At 58.3% G+C, this 17,119-nt stretch carries 18 protein-coding genes; 9 read left to right on the forward strand and 9 right to left on the reverse strand.

Annotation, left to right across the window (positions count from 1 at the left end; genetic code table 11):
- Window positions 1-167 precede the first annotated feature (167 nt).
- Both DKB71_RS03345 and DKB71_RS03350 read right to left on the reverse strand, forming a co-directional pair.
- The gene (locus tag DKB71_RS03345; protein ID WP_274076829.1) at window positions 168-800 is read right to left on the reverse strand and encodes a TetR family transcriptional regulator; all 633 of its coding nucleotides are present in this window, start codon (window positions 798-800) and stop codon (window positions 168-170) included.
- Window positions 801-969: 169 nt separating this feature from the next.
- Complete coding sequence (locus DKB71_RS03350) at window positions 970-1,350, reverse strand: hypothetical protein (protein WP_274076830.1); 381 nt, start codon at window positions 1,348-1,350, stop codon at window positions 970-972.
- Between the two features lie 378 nt (window positions 1,351-1,728).
- Here DKB71_RS03350 and DKB71_RS03355 point away from each other — a divergent pair, with 378 nt between their 5' ends.
- A complete protein-coding gene (locus DKB71_RS03355) occupies window positions 1,729-3,798 on the forward strand; it encodes an AsmA family protein (protein ID WP_408599610.1) in 2,070 nt (689 codons plus the stop codon).
- Between the two features lie 71 nt (window positions 3,799-3,869).
- Here DKB71_RS03355 and DKB71_RS03360 read toward each other — a convergent pair whose 3' ends face one another.
- The 3 genes from DKB71_RS03360 to DKB71_RS03370 form a co-directional block, all read right to left on the reverse strand.
- The gene (locus tag DKB71_RS03360; RefSeq protein WP_408599611.1) at window positions 3,870-4,553 is read right to left on the reverse strand and encodes a hypothetical protein; all 684 of its coding nucleotides are present in this window, start codon (window positions 4,551-4,553) and stop codon (window positions 3,870-3,872) included.
- A gap of 72 nt (window positions 4,554-4,625) precedes the next feature.
- Complete coding sequence (locus DKB71_RS03365; RefSeq protein ID WP_408599612.1) at window positions 4,626-5,396, reverse strand: hypothetical protein; 771 nt, start codon at window positions 5,394-5,396, stop codon at window positions 4,626-4,628.
- A gap of 180 nt (window positions 5,397-5,576) precedes the next feature.
- Window positions 5,577-6,479, reverse strand: a complete 903-nt coding sequence (locus DKB71_RS03370) for a LysR substrate-binding domain-containing protein (protein WP_408599613.1) — start codon at window positions 6,477-6,479, stop codon at window positions 5,577-5,579.
- A 119-nt stretch (window positions 6,480-6,598) separates the two neighbouring features.
- On the opposite strand from DKB71_RS03370, the gene DKB71_RS03375 reads away from it, so the two are divergent.
- The 3 genes from DKB71_RS03375 to DKB71_RS03385 all read left to right on the forward strand — a co-directional run bounded on the left by DKB71_RS03375 (window position 6,599) and on the right by DKB71_RS03385 (window position 8,542).
- Entirely contained in the window at window positions 6,599-7,237 is a 639-nt protein-coding gene (locus DKB71_RS03375; protein WP_323607441.1) for an NAD(P)H-dependent oxidoreductase, read from the forward strand.
- The gene (locus tag DKB71_RS03380) at window positions 7,238-7,543 is read left to right on the forward strand and encodes a DMT family transporter (protein WP_408599614.1); all 306 of its coding nucleotides are present in this window, start codon (window positions 7,238-7,240) and stop codon (window positions 7,541-7,543) included. It abuts the gene before it with no gap.
- Window positions 7,544-7,651: 108 nt separating this feature from the next.
- Window positions 7,652-8,542, forward strand: coding sequence for an esterase/lipase family protein (locus DKB71_RS03385; protein ID WP_408599615.1), 891 nt, complete (start codon window positions 7,652-7,654; stop codon window positions 8,540-8,542).
- 77 nt (window positions 8,543-8,619) lie between these two features.
- Here DKB71_RS03385 and DKB71_RS03390 read toward each other — a convergent pair whose 3' ends face one another.
- On the reverse strand, window positions 8,620-9,507 hold the full coding sequence (locus tag DKB71_RS03390) for a DMT family transporter (protein ID WP_408599616.1): 888 nt from the start codon (window positions 9,505-9,507) through the stop codon (window positions 8,620-8,622).
- A 95-nt stretch (window positions 9,508-9,602) separates the two neighbouring features.
- Here DKB71_RS03390 and DKB71_RS03395 point away from each other — a divergent pair, with 95 nt between their 5' ends.
- The 3 genes from DKB71_RS03395 to DKB71_RS03405 all read left to right on the forward strand — a co-directional run bounded on the left by DKB71_RS03395 (window position 9,603) and on the right by DKB71_RS03405 (window position 11,921).
- On the forward strand, window positions 9,603-10,391 hold the full coding sequence (locus DKB71_RS03395; protein ID WP_274076838.1) for a helix-turn-helix transcriptional regulator: 789 nt from the start codon (window positions 9,603-9,605) through the stop codon (window positions 10,389-10,391).
- A 73-nt stretch (window positions 10,392-10,464) separates the two neighbouring features.
- Window positions 10,465-10,773, forward strand: a complete 309-nt coding sequence (locus DKB71_RS03400) for a PsiF family protein (protein ID WP_323607438.1) — start codon at window positions 10,465-10,467, stop codon at window positions 10,771-10,773.
- 134 nt (window positions 10,774-10,907) lie between these two features.
- Window positions 10,908-11,921, forward strand: coding sequence for an AI-2E family transporter (locus DKB71_RS03405; protein ID WP_274076840.1), 1,014 nt, complete (start codon window positions 10,908-10,910; stop codon window positions 11,919-11,921).
- 136 nt (window positions 11,922-12,057) lie between these two features.
- Here the strand turns inward: DKB71_RS03405 and DKB71_RS03410 are convergent, their stop codons facing one another.
- Window positions 12,058-13,332, reverse strand: coding sequence for an Hsp70 family protein (locus DKB71_RS03410; RefSeq protein ID WP_274076841.1), 1,275 nt, complete (start codon window positions 13,330-13,332; stop codon window positions 12,058-12,060).
- A 296-nt stretch (window positions 13,333-13,628) separates the two neighbouring features.
- Here DKB71_RS03410 and DKB71_RS03415 point away from each other — a divergent pair, with 296 nt between their 5' ends.
- A complete protein-coding gene (locus tag DKB71_RS03415; RefSeq protein WP_274076842.1) occupies window positions 13,629-14,573 on the forward strand; it encodes a DnaJ C-terminal domain-containing protein in 945 nt (314 codons plus the stop codon).
- Between the two features lie 23 nt (window positions 14,574-14,596).
- Complete coding sequence (locus DKB71_RS03420; RefSeq protein WP_274076843.1) at window positions 14,597-14,902, forward strand: chaperone modulator CbpM; 306 nt, start codon at window positions 14,597-14,599, stop codon at window positions 14,900-14,902.
- A 29-nt stretch (window positions 14,903-14,931) separates the two neighbouring features.
- Here the strand turns inward: DKB71_RS03420 and DKB71_RS03425 are convergent, their stop codons facing one another.
- Window positions 14,932-15,726, reverse strand: a complete 795-nt coding sequence (locus DKB71_RS03425; RefSeq protein ID WP_408599617.1) for an RHS repeat-associated core domain-containing protein — start codon at window positions 15,724-15,726, stop codon at window positions 14,932-14,934.
- A 196-nt stretch (window positions 15,727-15,922) separates the two neighbouring features.
- Window positions 15,923-17,053: a HAMP domain-containing sensor histidine kinase gene (locus DKB71_RS03430; RefSeq protein ID WP_323627029.1), complete on the reverse strand. Its 1,131-nt coding sequence runs from the start codon at window positions 17,051-17,053 to the stop codon at window positions 15,923-15,925.
- Window positions 17,054-17,119 lie beyond the last annotated feature (66 nt).

Raw genomic sequence — 17,119 nt, forward strand, 5'->3', positions numbered from 1 at the left:
ACAATGCTCAGGCTAGAGCAAGGGGCTTGCCAATCCGGGGATGCGTAGGAAATACCTGTAGGAGGCGTAGGAAAAGTTTCTGGGTGTCGAGGATTTTGCCTGAAATTGGTGCACGGTTTTTTCCATGTGCACCAGGTTGAAGCCAGGCAGGTGTTCTTTCGCGGTGCTTACTCGGTACTGCCGAGCCCCTGCCAATGCTTGAGGCCGATAAAGATGAACCGCAGCTGTTGGGTAATCTTTGCCTGGGGCGTCAAGTGCTCGGGCAGCGCCTCGACCGGCGGATCGATAATGTCCGGCAAGGTGGCGAACACGCTTTTGACGATCAGGTCGGCCATGACGCTCAGGCCGGCCATGTCCAGGTGTTGCAGTTTCGGCATCAGGGACAGGTCGGCGGCCAGGTCCGAACTGATGTTTTCGCGCAGTCGACCGATGGCCAGGCGTACCGGTAACGAGCCACCGTACTGTTCCCTGGCCAGGAACAGGAATTGCGAACGGTTGGCTGACACCACATCGAGAAAAATCCGCACGGACGCGTCGATGATGCCGCCCATGACGAACTCGTTGTGGCGCACCAGGCGAATGGTTTCACGGAAGGTCTGGCCGACCTCGCTCACCAGCACCAGGCCGAGTTCATCCATATCGGTAAAATGCCGGTAGAAACCGGTAGGTACGATTCCGGCGGTTTTCGCCACTTCGCGCAGGCTCAGGCTGCCGAATCCTCGGCCGCCCTCCATCAAATGGCGGGCCGCGTCCATCAAGGCGTTACGGGTTTGTTGTTTCTGTTCGGCGCGGGGCAGCATCGCAAGGGCGTTTTCTGAAAAGGACTGCGGCGCACTCTAGCAAATCGGCTTTGCCGGCGTCGAATGACAGAGGGAATCAGGCGGGGAGGTACGGCTTCGATAAACGGAACAGCCAGAAAGTCAAAAGCCCAATCCGGTGATTGGGCTTTTTTTCGGGGCCGCCATGGGCTCAGCTCATAGCGCTGTTGCGTTCGATGACACGGTCACCACCGCCTTCGGCAACGGTTTGACCTGGGGTACGGTCGGAACCATCAGCGGCAACGGTTTGACCTTGTGGAGTCTGGTCGTAGCCGTCCTCTGCAACCGTTTGACCTTGTGGGGTTTGATCGTAGCCGTCTTCAGTGATCAGGCCTTTTTCTTTCAGGCGATCGTTACCACCTTCGGCAATGGTTTGACCTGGAGTGCGGTCGGAGCCATCAGCGGCGACGGTTTGGCTGAACACCGAGTGAGTGTCTTTGACTTGCGGGGTAGCCTGGTCAGCGGCTGGCAGTGCAAAAGCGGTGCTGGCCAGCATTGAAAGTGTAAGGCTAAGGAGAAGTTGGCGTTTCATGATGGGGTGCTCCGTAGGAGTGCGATAAATTGGGTACGAGGGCAATGCTACTCTCGATAAGTCGATATAAAAGTTCATAAACGCAATGTTAATAATCAACGGAATTGATTGTTCTCTACAGCCCTTGTAAACCGGGCCTTTGCGACGCACTGCGGTGGGTATTTTCGACTCACTCGCGCCACGCAAAAGTGCGTTGCCGGTAACGCCGGACGGGAGGAGGGGGCCGCGTTGAACACCGTCAATTGCGGCTAAATCGGCTTTTCGATTAAACCTGCGGGCCATTTTCCAGTCGTAGATTGCATGACGGGCCGGTTCTGGCCCTGCGTTTCTCCTGAGCATCGCGATCGTGGCGCTCAGCCGTATCAGGAGCTCTGTGCAATGACGCGCACCCGTAAGATTCTCGCCTGGACCTTGGCCAGCTTCGTTGTGTTGTTGGCTGTGCTGGTGCTGGTCATCGTGTTCTTCGACTGGAACCGGATCAAACCACCCCTCAACGCCAAGGTGTCCGAAGAACTGCACCGCCCTTTCGCCATCAACGGCAATCTGGCGGTGGTCTGGCAGCGCGAGCCCGACGAGGGTGGCTGGCGGGCCTGGGTGCCCTGGCCGCACGTGGTGGCGGAAGACCTGAGCCTGGGCAACCCGGACTGGTCGAAGGCACCGCAGATGGCCAGCCTCAAGCGCGTCGAGTTGCGCATCTCGCCCCTGGCCTTGTTGGCACAGCGCGTGGTGATCCCGCGCATCGACCTCACTGAGCCCAATGCCCAGTTGCAGCGCCTGGCCGACGGTCGTGCCAACTGGACCTTCAAGTTCGACCCGAAAGACCCGAACGCCGAGCCCTCACCCTGGGTGGTGGACATCGGCGCGATCGGCTTCGACAAGGGACATGTCACCCTCGACGACCAGAGCCTGAAAACCCAACTGGACCTGCTGATCGACCCCCTGGGCAAGCCGATTCCCTTCAGCGAAATCGTCGGCGACAAAGCGGCGAAAACCGCGTCCGAGCAGGGCGGCGCACCGCAGGATTACGCGTTTGCCCTGAAGGTCAAAGGCCAGTATCACGGTCAGAAACTCACCGGTCAGGGCAAGATCGGCGGCTTGCTGGCGCTGCAGGACGCGGCCCGGCCGTTTCCGCTGCAGGCGCAAGCGAAGATTGCCGATACCAGCGTCGAGCTGGCCGGCACGCTGACCGATCCACTGAATCTGGGCGCCCTGGATCTGCGCCTGAAACTGGCCGGCGCCAGCCTGGGCAACCTCTATCCCCTGACCGGCGTGACCCTGCCGGATACGCCGCCCTATGCCACCGACGGCCATCTGATCGCCAAGCTGCATGAGCCGGGCGGTGCGGTATTTCGTTATGAGGAATTCAACGGCACGATCGGCGCGAGCGACATCCATGGCAGCCTGACCTACGTCGCTGGCAAGCCACGGCCCAAACTCAGCGGTTCGCTGCTCTCCAATCAATTGTTGTTTGCCGACCTGGCCCCGTTGATCGGCGCCGACTCCAATGCCAAGCAGAAAGCCCGCGGCGGCGAGAGCAAGCAGCCGGCAGACAAGGTACTGCCGGTCGAGGAGTTCAAGACGGATCGCTGGCGCGACATGGACGCGGATGTAGAATTCACCGGCAAGCGCATCGTCCATAGCGAAAAGTTGCCATTCAACGACCTCTACACGCACCTGGTGCTCACCGATGGCGTGCTCAGTCTCGAGCCGCTGCGATTTGGCGTGGCCGGTGGCAAGCTGGATGCGCAGATTCGCCTGAACGGGCACACCGAACCGCTGGAAGGCCAGGCAAAACTGACCGCCCGGGGATTCAAGCTCAAGCAGTTGTTCCCGACCTTCGAACCGATGAAAACCAGCTTTGGCGAACTCAATGGCGATGCCGACATTACCGGGCGCGGCAACTCGGTGGCCAAGTTGCTGGGCAGTGCCAATGGCAAACTGAAAATGCTGATCAATGACGGCGCCATCAGTCGTGAGTTGATGGAGTTGGCCGGGTTGAACGTAGGCAACTATGTGGTTGGCAAGATCTTTGGCGACAAGGAAGTGAAGATCAACTGCGCCGCTGCCGATTTCGATATCAAGAGTGGTCTGGCCACTACGCGGTTGTTCGTCTTCGATACCGAGAACGCGATCATTTACATCGATGGCACGGCGAACATGGCCACCGAGCAGCTGGACTTGACCATCACGCCGGAATCCAAGGGCTGGCGGCTGATCTCACTGCGTTCGCCGCTGTATGTGCGAGGCAAGTTCATCAAGCCCGACGCTGGCGTGAAAGCCGTACCCTTGATGTTGCGTGGGGCCGGGATGGTTGCACTGGGTGTGATTGCCGCGCCGGCGGCGGGGTTGTTGGCGTTGGTTGCACCAAGTGGCGGAGAACCGAACCAGTGCGCGCCGTTGCTGGAGCAGATGAAGGCGGGGAAGGCACCTAAGACGGTCAAGAACTGACGTGTGCCGGTAAATTTGACTGCTCTCGACTGGAAAGTCGAGAGCAGTCATGCATACAGCGTATTAAGAAATTACTTGTCAGTGGGTAAGTTAATATGAAGTAGTTCAGCTTCAATTTTTTTGACAAGCTTATCTTGGATTTTAGCGCTGATACCGTTGTATCGGTGTTCATCCAGCAAGCAACGCATTAGGCGGAAGTTGTTTGTACCATTATTGATGCTGGTCAGTTCAGGTCGGTCCAGTAAGTCTATTGCAATCGGATGAGCAGTCCGGAATGCAGTCTGCAGAGTAATTGCGGACTTATTGTTGCACACAATGGTCAGTATTGCGGTCGTTGAAACCGACACGTCACTATTGGTAGCAGTCGAAGTGTTAGCTTGGAGTTTTGCGACAAAATTTTTAACGGGCAATGAGTCACTCTGGAGTTTGGTAAGTGCCGAAAATGCGTCGGCGAGTGCTTGCCGTTCAAGGTTTGGCAAATCTCCGTCAGCACCTTGGTCGACGATGTCTAACAGACTTTTGTTTTTGAATTCAAGCCGTTGGGTATTCCGACTATTAACCACCCAGAAAAGTTTCCCCAATGTATCGGTGTAAGTCGACCATGACTTTTCTCGATCAGTGCCTGGTTTCGCCGCTACCAATGCAGAGAATAGGCTGGAGTTTAGGATGTCATTCTTGAATCTGTCACTGTGCGTGCCGCAGAATATTGTGATGTTGCCGTTGACAATATAAATGTCGAGCGATGGTTTGTTCATATTTGCCTCCGTGCAAGTTGGTTTGTATTGTCGTTGGTTAACTAGCAGAAGCTTGCCGTGTTCGGTCGAAAGTTAATCGAAGTCGCCCAGGTCTTCAATCAACTCATCGGTTTGTTTGCTGTACCTTGTGGCGAGCTTTTCGCGGACAAGGGAGAAAATGGAAGTGTTCAAGTAAGCGCGAACTGCGCCTGATTTAATGGTGGTGGATGCACGGGTAGACTTCCAGAACAAAATGCCACGGGTACTTTCGCGCGCATCCAGAGAAATGCAGTTTAGAATCATATTTGCCTGCCCGCTTCCATCAACCCAAACGGGTGCGACGTCGAACTTGGCCTGTGTACCAAGTTTTTTATCGCGCTCAAAGATCTTAATGGCGCCGGGATTGTTTTTGACCGCGTCTACAGCCTGTTTCCCAACGTTAGCCAGAATATTGGCCGCGTTGGCGCCAATCATTCCCGCTGCAATATCCAGCGCCACTTGGTCCATCGTCAGGCCAGTTTTGCGGATGGTGACTTCTTGAATATTTCTGTTTTGAATGACCCATCCCAGTTTGCCAAGACCGTTAACGTAATGTTTGTACCAATCAAAGAGTTGCGAATCTTCTGGGAACTTTTTGGAAGCATCGTTCTGCATGATCAGTTTGCAAAGATCGACATCGTCTATAATCTGTTCCGATACCCCAGGCATGAACACATTGACTGTGTTTGGCATGGCGCTGGCAGACGGTTTGTTGATGTCGTGAGGTGGAGTTTCTGGGGAGGAAAATGCGCGTATGGCAGATGTCATTTGCAGCGGCAACGACGCCAGGGAATCAATAAATTCAAGTCGTTCTTCAAGATGCATGTCAGTAGTCCTTTACTTATTTGTTAAAGCAACCGGTTGGTTGTGGTTGTTATAATAAGTTTGTTCTGGCTGAAGTCTACCGAGTGTTTGTAACTTTTGGTTGTTTGTGTGGGAGGTGTTTGTAAGTGCAGCTGGAATAAAACTAAGTATTAGGCAGTTCGCAGCAGCGCTGGACAATACTTACGTTAAGATATGTCCGGACACCGTTGCCTCCTCCTGCAACCACGCAAAAAAAGCGCGCACCGGCGGATGACGCTCACGCCCCGGCACGCAAAGAGCGCTATAACCGGCACCACGGACCTGTATTTCGCCCCGGTAAGCCATCAGCAATCCACTGGCCACGCTTTCTGAAACCAGAATATTGCTGGCCAGCACCAGGCCCTGACCGGCAATCGCCGCTTGCAAGGCGTAATGTTCTTCATCGTATTCGCGCACGGTGGGCTGACCCGCCAACCAATCCTCGCCGGACTGTGCGCACCAGGCTTCCCAGCCATGGGCGTAGAGCTTGGAGTTGTGCCAGCGCACGCTGATCAGCGTAGGCGTGTGATGGGCAGCCAAGGCCACTTGTTCCGGCGAGCCGTAAACGCCGAAAGACTCATCGAACAGGCAAAGGCCATACAGGTTCGGATAGTCATCGAGGCTGTAGCGCACCACCAGGTCGACACTGGCGTCCTGATGCAGATCGATCACTTCGCAATGGGTGTCCAGGCGCAGGCTGATGTTGGGGTGTCGAGCATAGAACCGGCCCAGGCGCGGCACCAGCCACAGGGCGGCGAAGGCGGCAGTGGTGGAGATCGTCAGGTTCGTGCCGCTGCGGTGCGGACGCAGGGTGTCGACGCTTTGCGCCACTTCCAGCAAGGCGCCGTGCAGGCTGTGGAACAGCCGTTCGCCACCTTCGGTCAGGCGGACCTGGCGTGGCAAGCGTTCGAATAGCGCCACACCCAGCCAACTCTCGAGCGAGCGGATCTGGTGAGACACCGCCGTCGGTGTCACTGAAAGCTCCTCGGCGGCGGCCTTGAAACTCAGCAGGCGCGAGGCGGATTCGAAAGCGCGCAGGGCGGTCAATGGCAATGAGGCAAACATGATATCTCCATGGATGAAATAGATTCATCCGGACTGACTTTTGTTCAGTTGTAGTGGGCAGCAGTGAGTTACAAGCTGCAAGCCACCCGCAATTCGAGTTTAGTCCCAAGGAGAGTCAGATGAGCACAGTTCTTGCGATTCATGCCAGTCCACGAGGGGATCGTTCGCACTCCCGGCGTTTGGCGGAAGTGTTTCTGTCGGCCTGGCAGGCCCGTCACCCGCAATCGAAGCTGACCCGCCGCGAAGTCGGCCGAGCGTTGATCCCACCGGTCAACGAAGCGTTCGTGGCCGCCGCGTTCTATCCCGAACCCGACGCGCGGCCCCTGTCGATGCAAGCGGATTTGGCATTCAGCGACACGCTGGTCGGCGAGTTGCTCGGGCATGACGTGCTGGTGATTTCCACGCCGATGCACAATTTCAGCGTGCCCAGCGGTTTGAAAGCCTGGATCGACCAGATCGTGCGGCTCGGGCTGACCTTCAATCACACCCTGGATAACGGCATCGCGCAGTACGAGCCACTGGTGCAGGGTAAAAAGGCCTTGATCGTGACCAGTCGCGGCGGCTTCGGCTTCGGTCCGGGCGGCGAGCTGGAAGCGATGAACCATGCCGATACGCTGCTGCGCACGGCGCTGGGATTCATTGGCATCACCGATGTCACGGTGGTCGCCGCCGAAGGCGAAGAGTCCGAGGCGCGCACGTTCCAGGTCTCCGCCGCCGAAGCAGAGCAGCGCTTGCTGGCGCTGGCCAGGGAGTTCTAGATGGCCTGGCTGTTTTTGCTGATCGCCGCCGGGTTCGAGGTCACCTTCGCCATGGGCATGAAGTACGCCGAGGGCTTTACCCGGCTCTGGCCCTCGCTGATGACCATCGTGGCCGCGGTGGGCGGGATTTATTTTTTGACCCTGGCCATGCGCGAGTTGCCGGTGAGCATCGCCTACCCGATCTGGACCGCCATCGGTTCCCTGGGCACGGTGTTTCTCGGCTTTGCGTTGCTCGGTGAGAGCCTGACGGTGGTCAAGTTGTTGTCGGTCGGGCTGATCGTGGCGGGTGTGGTGGGGCTGAAGTAGGGCGGATGTCCTAGACTGGTCGTCGGTTTGTCATGTTCGCTGGCGAAGCTTGGCGGATGTCTTGCATCCGCCATGCATCACCTCACCGATCACAAGGATGTTTCGCCCATGTCGCAAGGTCCGGCCACGCGTTACCCATTGGTGCTGGTCCCGGGAATGCTCGGGTTCATCCGTTTGGTGCTTTATCCGTACTGGTACGGGATCGCCGAGGCATTGCGCCGTGGTGGTGCGGTGGTGTTTGCGGTGCAGGTTTCGCCGCTCAACTCCGATGATGTGCGCGGTGAGCAACTGCTGGCGCGGATCGAGGAGATTCTGCGCGAGACCGGTGCCGGGAAGGTCAACCTGATTGGCCACAGCCAGGGCTCGCTGACCGCCCGCTACGCAGCAGCCAAACGCCCGGACCTGGTCGCCTCGGTGACCTCGGTGGCGGGGCCCAATCATGGTTCGGAACTGGCAGACTATCTGCACAAGCACTATCCGCATGACAGTGCCATGGGGCGGCTGGTGACCTTTTTGATACGGTGCATCGCGGCGCTGATGAGCCTGCTGGAAACCGGTTACCGTGGACCGAAGTTGCCGGTGGATATCCATGCCTCTCATCATTCGCTCACCACGGAGGGCGTGGCGCTGTTCAATCAACGTTATCCACAGGGGCTACCTGAAACCTGGGGCGGGCAAGGGCCGGAACAGGTGAACGGCGTGCGTTACTATTCCTGGTCCGGGACCTTGCAGCCGGGCAAGACCGATCGCGGGCGCAACCTGTTGGACGGCACCAACCGCAGTTGTCGTTTGTTTGCCAGGACCTTCGTTCGCGAGGCCGGGCATTGCGACGGGATGGTCGGGCGGTATTCCTCGCACCTGGGGACGGTAATTGGCGACGAGTATCCGCTGGACCATTTCGACATCGTCAATCAGTCGCTGGGGCTGGTGGGGAAGGGGGCGGAGCCGATCCGATTGTTTGTCGAGCATGCAGCTCGGTTAAAGGCTGCCGGTTTATAAGATCAAAATCAAAAGATCGCAGCCTGCGGCAGCTCCTACAGGGGGAATACGTTCCCGCAGGCTGCGACCTTTTTTGCTCAGGCAACGCTGACCTTGCGGCCCAATACGGTGGTCCAACGCTCGGAAAGAATCACCCCGCCCAACGTCAACATCCCGCCCACCAGGTGATACAGCGCCAACTGCTCATGCAGCACCACCGCCGCAATCAGCGCGGTAATCAACGGCAGTAAATTGAAGAACAGCGTGGTCCGGCTCGGCCCCAAACGCACCACGGCCTGCATCCACGCCAGCGGTGCGATCATCGAGGCCAGCAGGCAGGCGTAAAGCACCAAGGGGATGTTCTGCAAGGTCAGGCCGGTTTTCGGTGAGGCGAGAAACAGCGGAAACAACACCACCACCGCGACCAGCACCTGCAAGTACAGCAGCACCAATGGCGGCAAGCGCAGCTGCCATTTTTTCAGCAAGGTGCTGTAGATCGCATAGGCCAGGGTGGCGATCAGCATCATCGCGTCGCCCAGGTTCACCCCGTGTTCCAGCAGCACGCCCAGGCTACCGGACGAGACGACCACCAATACCCCGGCAAACGACAGCACCGCACCGGCCAATGCGCCGATGGTCAGGCGTTGGCCGAGGCTGATGATCGCCATGGCCAGCGACATCAAAGGCATCAAGGACAGGATGATGCCCATGTTGGTGGCGGAGGTCAGGCTCGCGGCGAAATACGCCAGGCTTTGATAAACCGCCATGCCGAGCACGCCGAGGACAAAGATCTTGCCCAGGTTCGGGCGAATGGACGGCCAGTGGGCAATCACCGGTTTGAGCATGAAGGGCGTGAACAACAAGCCGGCCAGGAGCCAGCGGTAGAATCCGATCTCGGCGGGGAAGATCGCCCCGGCCGACATTTTGGTTATGACGGTGTTGCCGGCCCAGATGAAAATGGCCAGCAGGGGATAAGCGTATTGCATGGGGAAAACCAGAACGTTGATAAGGGTTAATTATCCCTTGTCTGGTTACAGGCCTATACTTCGATCCAGACAACCGAGCGCCAATTACGGACAGCATGACCAGTAAACACATCGACCTGCTGGATTTCAGCGAGTTACCCGCCCCGGTGTACTTCCGCTACGCCGATTTCGATGCCCATCGCTTTGCCTCGGCCCATCGGCACCCGTGGGGCACGCTGGAGTATTCGGCCCATGGCGTACTGCACATGGAAATCGGCGGCAGTCGCTTCATGTCACCACCGCAATACGCCGTGTGGGTGCCCCCCGAGACCGAGCACAGCTTCTACAGCAACCAGCCGATCAATTATCGCGCAGTCTGCCTGGCGCCCACCCTTTGCGCTGATCTGCCACAAGAGGCTTGCACACTGGCCATCAGCGACATCCTCAAGGCAATTCTCAAGGACTTTGCCGCCCGGGACGTGAAGATCCCCAAGCAGGCCGCGGACCAGCGCCTGGCCCAGGTGTTGGTGGATCAACTGCAGCAAGCACCGGTGCATGAGTGTTATCTGCCCTATGCCAGCAGTAGCCGATTGCTTGGAGTCCTTGAGGCACTGCAAGCCGAGCCTGGGGATAACCGGCCACTGGCGGACTGGGCCGCGCAGATTCATGTCAGCGAACGCACGCTGGCGCGGCAGTTTGTCCGCGAGTTGGGCATGAGTTTCGGTGAGTGGCGCCAACGCCTGCGCTTTCTGACGGCGATCGAGGCGCTGGACAGTCACCGCAGCATTCAGGACGTCGCCTTCGACCTGGGCTACAGCACCGGCTCGGCGTTCATCGCCATGTTCCAGCGCCAGGCCGGGTGTACGCCGGAGCAGTATCGACGCAGCCACCTGGAGACAGGATGAAGGTGTTACAGGTGTTGTCTACACTCCAGTGCAAGACCGTTCCCCCTCGGTGCGGTGACAAGGAGAACATTCCATGACGATGTTGCGCGCCCCTTTGCTGCTGATCGGTTTGCTCCTGTGTTCCCAAGGTTTTGCCGCCACTGACCAACAGAACAAGATGACCACCTGCAACGCCGACGCCACGGCCAAAAGCCTCAAGGGCGATGAGCGCAAACTCTTCATGAGCAATTGCCTCAAGGCGACACCGGCGGCCACTGAAGCCGTCCCTGCCTTGACGCCACAGCAGGAGAAAATGAAAACCTGCAATGCCGACGCCACGACCAAGGCCCTCAAGGGCGATGAGCGCAAGGCGTTCATGAGTGATTGCCTGAAGAAAAAATAAACACTGGGCCGGGAATGCGAGCAGTGCAAATAACCGATCACCCTCCGACAAAGGTCGACCCATACATTCCCTAGTGCTGCCATCGGATCGCTGGCAGACTGCCAATCCTTTTACGCCGTTCGTTTTGAGGCTGTATGCCAACGTTTTCTCAACGTCATGTGTTGCTGGTCATTAGCTGGGTCATCATCTTTGGCGGACTGCTGCTGGTGATCCCGCTGCGGTTGTTGCCCAGCCTGCTGGCCGGGTTGCTGGTGTTCGAACTGGTCAACATGCTCACCCCGCAATTGCAGCGGCTGATCGAAGGCCGGCGTGCGCGGTGGCTGGCGGTGGCGTTGCTGGGCACATTGGTGGTCAGCGCGCTGACACTGATTTTCGCCGGTGCCATCAGCTTTCTGTTGCACGAAGCGGAAAACCCCGGGGCTTCCCTCGACAAGTTCATGGGCGTGGTCGATCGCGCGCGCGGGCAATTGCCGCCGTTCATCGATGCCTATCTGCCCGCCAGTGCAGCGGAGTTTCGCGTGGCGATCGGCGAGTGGGTGAGCAAGCACCTCAGTGACTTGCAACTGGTGGGCAAGGATGCGGCGCACATGTTCGTGACGTTGCTGATCGGCATGGTGCTCGGGGCGATCATTGCCCTGCAACGCATCCCGGACCTGACCAAACGCAAACCGCTGGCCGCGGCCCTGTTCGACCGCCTGCACCTGCTGGTGCAGGCGTTTCGCAACATCGTGTTCGCCCAGATCAAGATTTCCCTGCTCAACACCTTCTTCACCGGGATATTCCTGGCGGTGGTGCTGCCGATGTTCGGCATCAAGCTGCCCCTGACCAAGACCCTGATCGTGCTGACCTTCCTGCTCGGCCTGTTGCCGGTGATCGGCAACCTGATGTCCAACACGCTGATCACGATCGTCGGCCTGTCGCTGTCGATCTGGGTGGCGCTGGCCGCGCTGGGCTACCTGATTGTCATCCACAAGCTCGAGTATTTTCTCAACGCGCGGATCGTCGGTGGGCAGATCAGTGCCAAGTCCTGGGAGTTGCTCCTGGCAATGCTGGTGTTCGAAGCTGCGTTCGGCCTGCCGGGGGTGGTGGCAGGGCCGATTTATTATGCGTACCTGAAGAGCGAGTTGAAGCAGGTGGGGATGGTTTGATCCGTTGGATCTTTGTTGCCTGAGCTGGCCCCTTCGCGAGCAAGCCCGCTCCCACATTCAACCGTATTCCGTCTGGAGGAACTCGGTTGAATGTGGGAGCGGGCTTGCTCGCGAAGGGCGCACCGCTGAAATTGGATCAGCCCATCGAACCGTAACGCTTGGCCGCCTCAATCGCCAGGCCACTGCCGATGCTGCCAAAGATATTCCCTTCCACATGCCGCGCATTCGGCAACATCGCCGAGACGCTGTTGCGCAGCGCCGGAATACCACTCGAACCCCCAGTAAAAAACACCGTATCCACCTGATCGACCCGCACATCGGCGTCGGTCAGCAGCTGGGTGACGCTATTGCGCACGCGTTCGAGCAGGTTATCGATGGCCGATTCGAACAGGGCACGGCTGAGCTCCACGCTCAAGCCGGCTTCGATGCGATCCAGCGGTACGTGGCGGTGGTCTGCATGGGTCAGCTGGATCTTGGTCTCTTCGACTTCCATGGCCAGCCAGTGCCCGGCGCGCTGTTCGATCAGCTTGAACAGGCGATCGATGCCGCCGGTGTCTTCGATGTCGTAGCGCATGCTGCCCAGGGCCAGCTGTGACTTCTGCGAATACACCGAGTTGATGGTGTGCCAGGTCGCCAGGTTCATGTGGTGGCTGGTGGGCATGTAGGCGCCGCTCTTCATCCGGCTGCCGTAGCCGAACAGTGGCATCAGGCCTTGGAGGCTCAGTTGCTTGTCGAAATCGGTCCCGCCGATGTGCACGCCGCCGGTGGCGAGGATGTCATCCTGGCGGTTATCCATGCCCCGACGCTGCGGCGACAGACGCACCAGCGAGAAGTCGGAAGTACCACCGCCGATGTCGACGATCAGTACCAGCTCTTCCTTCTCGATGGTCGACTCATAGTCGAAAGCGGCGGCAATCGGTTCGTACTGGAAGGAGACTTCCTTGAAGCCGATCTTGCGCGCGACGTCCACCAGGGTGTCTTCGGCCTCTTTGTCGGCCATCGGGTCATCGTCGACAAAAAACACCGGACGGCCCAGCACCACTTCTTCGAATTCCCGACCGGCGGCGGTTTCGGCACGGCTCTTGAGCTGGCCGATGAATAGGCCGAGCAGGTCCTTGAACGGCATCGCCGTGCCCAGGACGCTGGTGTCGTGCTTGATCAGCTTGGAGCCCAGCAAGCTCTTGAGCGAGCGCATCAACCGCCCTTCATAACCTTCCAGGTACTCGTGCAGCGCCAGCCGGCCGTACACCGGGCGGCGTTCTTCGATGTTGAAGAAGACCACCGAAGGCAGGGTGATCTTGTCGTCCTCCAGCGCGATCAGCGTTTCCATGCCGGGGCGCAGCCAGCCGACGGTGGAGTTTGACGTGCCAAAGTCGATGCCCACGGCACGGGCTGGAGATGCGTTGTTCATGTCTTTGCGGTTCCGGTTAAAAAACGGCCGCGCAGTGTATGTCAGTGCGCGACAGATTCGAAGGCCGACTATCTGCTAATTCCGGGAAACAATGTCTTGAAAGATGGCTCAACACCCCCAAACTACCCTGCATCAAGCTGGTAGCCGCGGAGCACCCGTAAGTCGCACCGCCCGCTGCCGATAAACTTCTTACGCGCCGCCCGGTCACAACCTTGAGATCGGTCTAACCTTGTGCTGCAAACACGTGCATGCTGGGGCAGGTGGCGCGATTTCGATAACGGATGGTGATTCCCGCGATGGACTTCAAAGACTATTACAAGATTCTCGGCGTGGAGCCGACAGCAGACGACAAGGCGATCAAGGCGGCCTATCGCAAGCTGGCGCGTAAATACCACCCCGATGTCAGCAAGGAAAAGGACGCCGAAGCCAAGTTCAAGGACGCCTCTGAAGCCTATGAGGCGTTGAAAAGCGCTGACAAACGCGCCGAATACGATGAATTGCGCCGCTATGGTCAGCATGGTCAACCGTTCCAGGGACCACCGGGCTGGCAGAGCCGTGGCGGTTTTGGCGGCGGTGGCCAGGACACCGGTGACTTCTCGGATTTCTTCAGCTCGATCTTTGGTAATCGTGGCCCTGGCTTCGGCGGGGCGGAATCCCGTCGCAGCACCGGACGCCGAGGGCAAGACGTGGAGATGGAACTGGGCGTTTTTCTCGAAGAAACCCTGTCGACCGAGTCGAAGAAGGTCACCTTCCAGGTGCCGCAGTACAACCCGGCCGGCCAGCATGTGAGCAACACCAGCAAAAGCCTGAACGTGAAGATCCCGGCGGGAGTGACCGACGGTGAGCGCATTCGCCTCAAGGGCCAGGGCGCTCCGGGTGTAGGCGGTGGTGCCAATGGCGACCTGTACCTGACCATTCGCTTTGCGCCACACCCGAAATTCGACGTCGAAGGCGAGAACCTGATCATCACCTTGCCCTTGGCACCGTGGGAGTTGGCACTGGGCACCGAAGTCGCCGTGCCGACCCTGACCGGCAAGATCAACCTCAAGGTCCCGGCGGGCAGCCAGAACGGCCAACGCATGCGCGCCAAGGGCCACGGTCTGATGAACAAGGCCGGCGAACGCGGTTACCTGTTCATCCAGTTCAAGGCCGTGATGCCCAAGGCCGCAGACGATGACGTCAAGGCGTTGTGGCAGGAACTGGCCAAGAAAGCCGCTTTCAACCCGCGAGAAAACTTCTGAACCCAGCGACGGAGTAGCCCATCATGAGCAGCCCCCTGATCGTTCAACTGGACCTGGCAGAATTCTGTGAGGCGACCGACCTGTCGGACGTCTACGTGATCGAAATCGTCGAACACGGCATCCTCGAACCTCAGGGCGGTCAGCCCAAGGATTGGCGCTTCACCGATTACGAACTGACCCTGGCCAGACGCGCCGCCAAGCTGCGGCGCGATCTGGAACTGGAATGGGAAGGGGTGGCGCTGGCGCTGGATTTGCTCGAGGAGGTCCAGCAATTGCGGGCGGAGAACCGAATGTTGAGGCAGCGGTTGGGGCGGTTGGTGGTGGAGTAGTTTGCCTTCGGAGTCTTCGTTGTTTGCTCCTAATTCTGGCTTCTAAAATATTTGCTGAGTTTTTGCAGGCTCACTGGTTGCTGCCGGCGTTTCAAATGCTTACTAAGGTCCGATAGCTCCACTAGCTCCACACCATCACGACCTATATCAACTCCTTTTTCAATTTGATCTGGAGGAGTAGGAAGAGGGCGGGTGACAGGGTTAAAATAGGTGTTTAGTGGTCCTTGATGATCAATTGGAACATTCCGTGTTGCAGGGTTCGTCGGCTTAAGAGATCTATTTAAGGGGGGACCAGGCAAGGCGGGAGGGACTGAGGGCAGCGGCAAGCTAATTTCAGTGAGGACTTGAGGCGATTTACCTATAGGAATCAGCTCGACCGTAGAAGACGCACGTCTTGGAGGTGTTAAAACCAGTCGGTTGGTTGATCCCGCGAAAAAGTTTGTTATATTTCCCCACCACTTCGAGGGGTTAAAATGCCCCGTCGGATCCGACCCCATCACCGGTTCCCCTTCACAATACATATACGCATTCAACCCACCCGCCTCAAACGGGCTCCAACTGTCCGGGCTATGAAAGCGCATCAACCGAGGGTTATAGACCCGATAACCATTGCCCAGAAAGTACCAACGGGATGCCTCGCGCAATTCACCATTAAACCCCAGGCCCGATACAACCTCATGTTCGGCTGACTGATGCCCATAAGCGGAATACGCCATGGGATTGTTTCTGCCACTGACAATTTCGCTGAGCACCGAGTTTTGCTGATCGGTGGCTAACAGGACGGTACGTTGCTGTTTGGGGGTATCGAGATTTAAGCGGCTCATGAAGAAACCTTCCCTGGTTGCGCTTGAGGGATATTCGTCTTCTTTCTACTCGCTATGACCGGGATGGGGAACTGGCAGATCTGATAGTGCACCGCTCCCGTAGGAGCTGCCGCAGGCTGCGATCTTTTGATTTTGCCGTTGCATTTTGGCGGCTGATAGAACGTTGAAGATCAAAGATCGCAGCCTGCGGCAGCTCCTACAGGGGATTGCGTGGCAGCACTACAGTGAATAACGTGCCATCGGCCTCGTTGGAACTGACTTCAATCGTTCCCTGATGCGCATCCACCACTTCCTTGACGATAAATAACCCCAGGCCCAGGCTGGTCGACGGCTGGCCAAGCTCTTCGTCGGCGCTGCGCACCAGTGGATCGAAGATCGTGCCGATGGCGTTCGCGGGAATCGGCGCTCCGTAGTTATGGACCGTTATGCGAACCGCGGCGGGCTCGCCGTTGAGCGTGACCGTCACATCACGTTTGTTCGCACCGTGCTGCAACGCATTGCCAATCAGGTTTTGCAGCAACTGACCCAGCCTCCCGGCATCCCAGACCCCTCGAGTATCTCCCTCCACCCTGACCGTTGGATCGCACTCCGGGTTACCGGCGCAGGCTTCGGCAATCGCCGCGTGTGCGGCATCGGCAAGGTCCATGGGCTTGGGATCGATTGGCAGACTCTTTCCCAGGCGACTGCGTACCAGCTCCAGTAGATCGCTGACCATCACCGCCATGTGCCGGGCACTGCGCGTAATGTTGTTCGCGCAGGTCAGCGCATCGCCTTCCAGCGTGGTTTTACGCATCAGCAATTCAGTGGACATGCTCACCGCTTGCAACGGCGCGCGCAGGTCGTGGCCGAGTATCGCCAGGAAGATATCCCGCGAGCGGTTCACCTGTTCGGCATAGGCGGCCGTGGATTCGGCGAGTGCTTCATCGATGGCTTCGTTGAAGCGGATCATGTCCTGGAAATAGGTCAGGTCCGGTGATTCCAGGCTGTCGACCCACAGGCGAATCACACAGGCCCGCAGGTGGCGGAATTCGCTGGTCATCTGCACCAGGTCGAAACCCACGGTATGCCGTAGCTCGCCATGGCTGGCACCGGCTTCGTCCAGGCTCGGGGTTTTCTCGGCGCCTTCACCCTTGGCCTTGGCCAGCTGTTCGCTGGCGGTTTGCGCGGTGGTCATGTCACGCGCGGCGGCCAACAGAATCGCCTTGGCATGGTCGCGCAAGGCTGCACTGTCCATGTTTTCGGCCGCCGGCGTGATGGTACTGGCGAACTGTTCCCATTCATCAACGATACGGTCCACGTGTTGCCTGATGAAGTCGGGGAGGCGCATGACCGGTTTCCTGCTGGGAATGTAGGGGGGATCTTAGCCTCTTTACCGCCGGGCAAAAACTACCGC

This window comes from Pseudomonas sp. PLMAX (assembly GCF_046042685.1).
Classification (GTDB): Bacteria; Pseudomonadota; Gammaproteobacteria; order Pseudomonadales; family Pseudomonadaceae; genus Aquipseudomonas; species Aquipseudomonas putida_AE.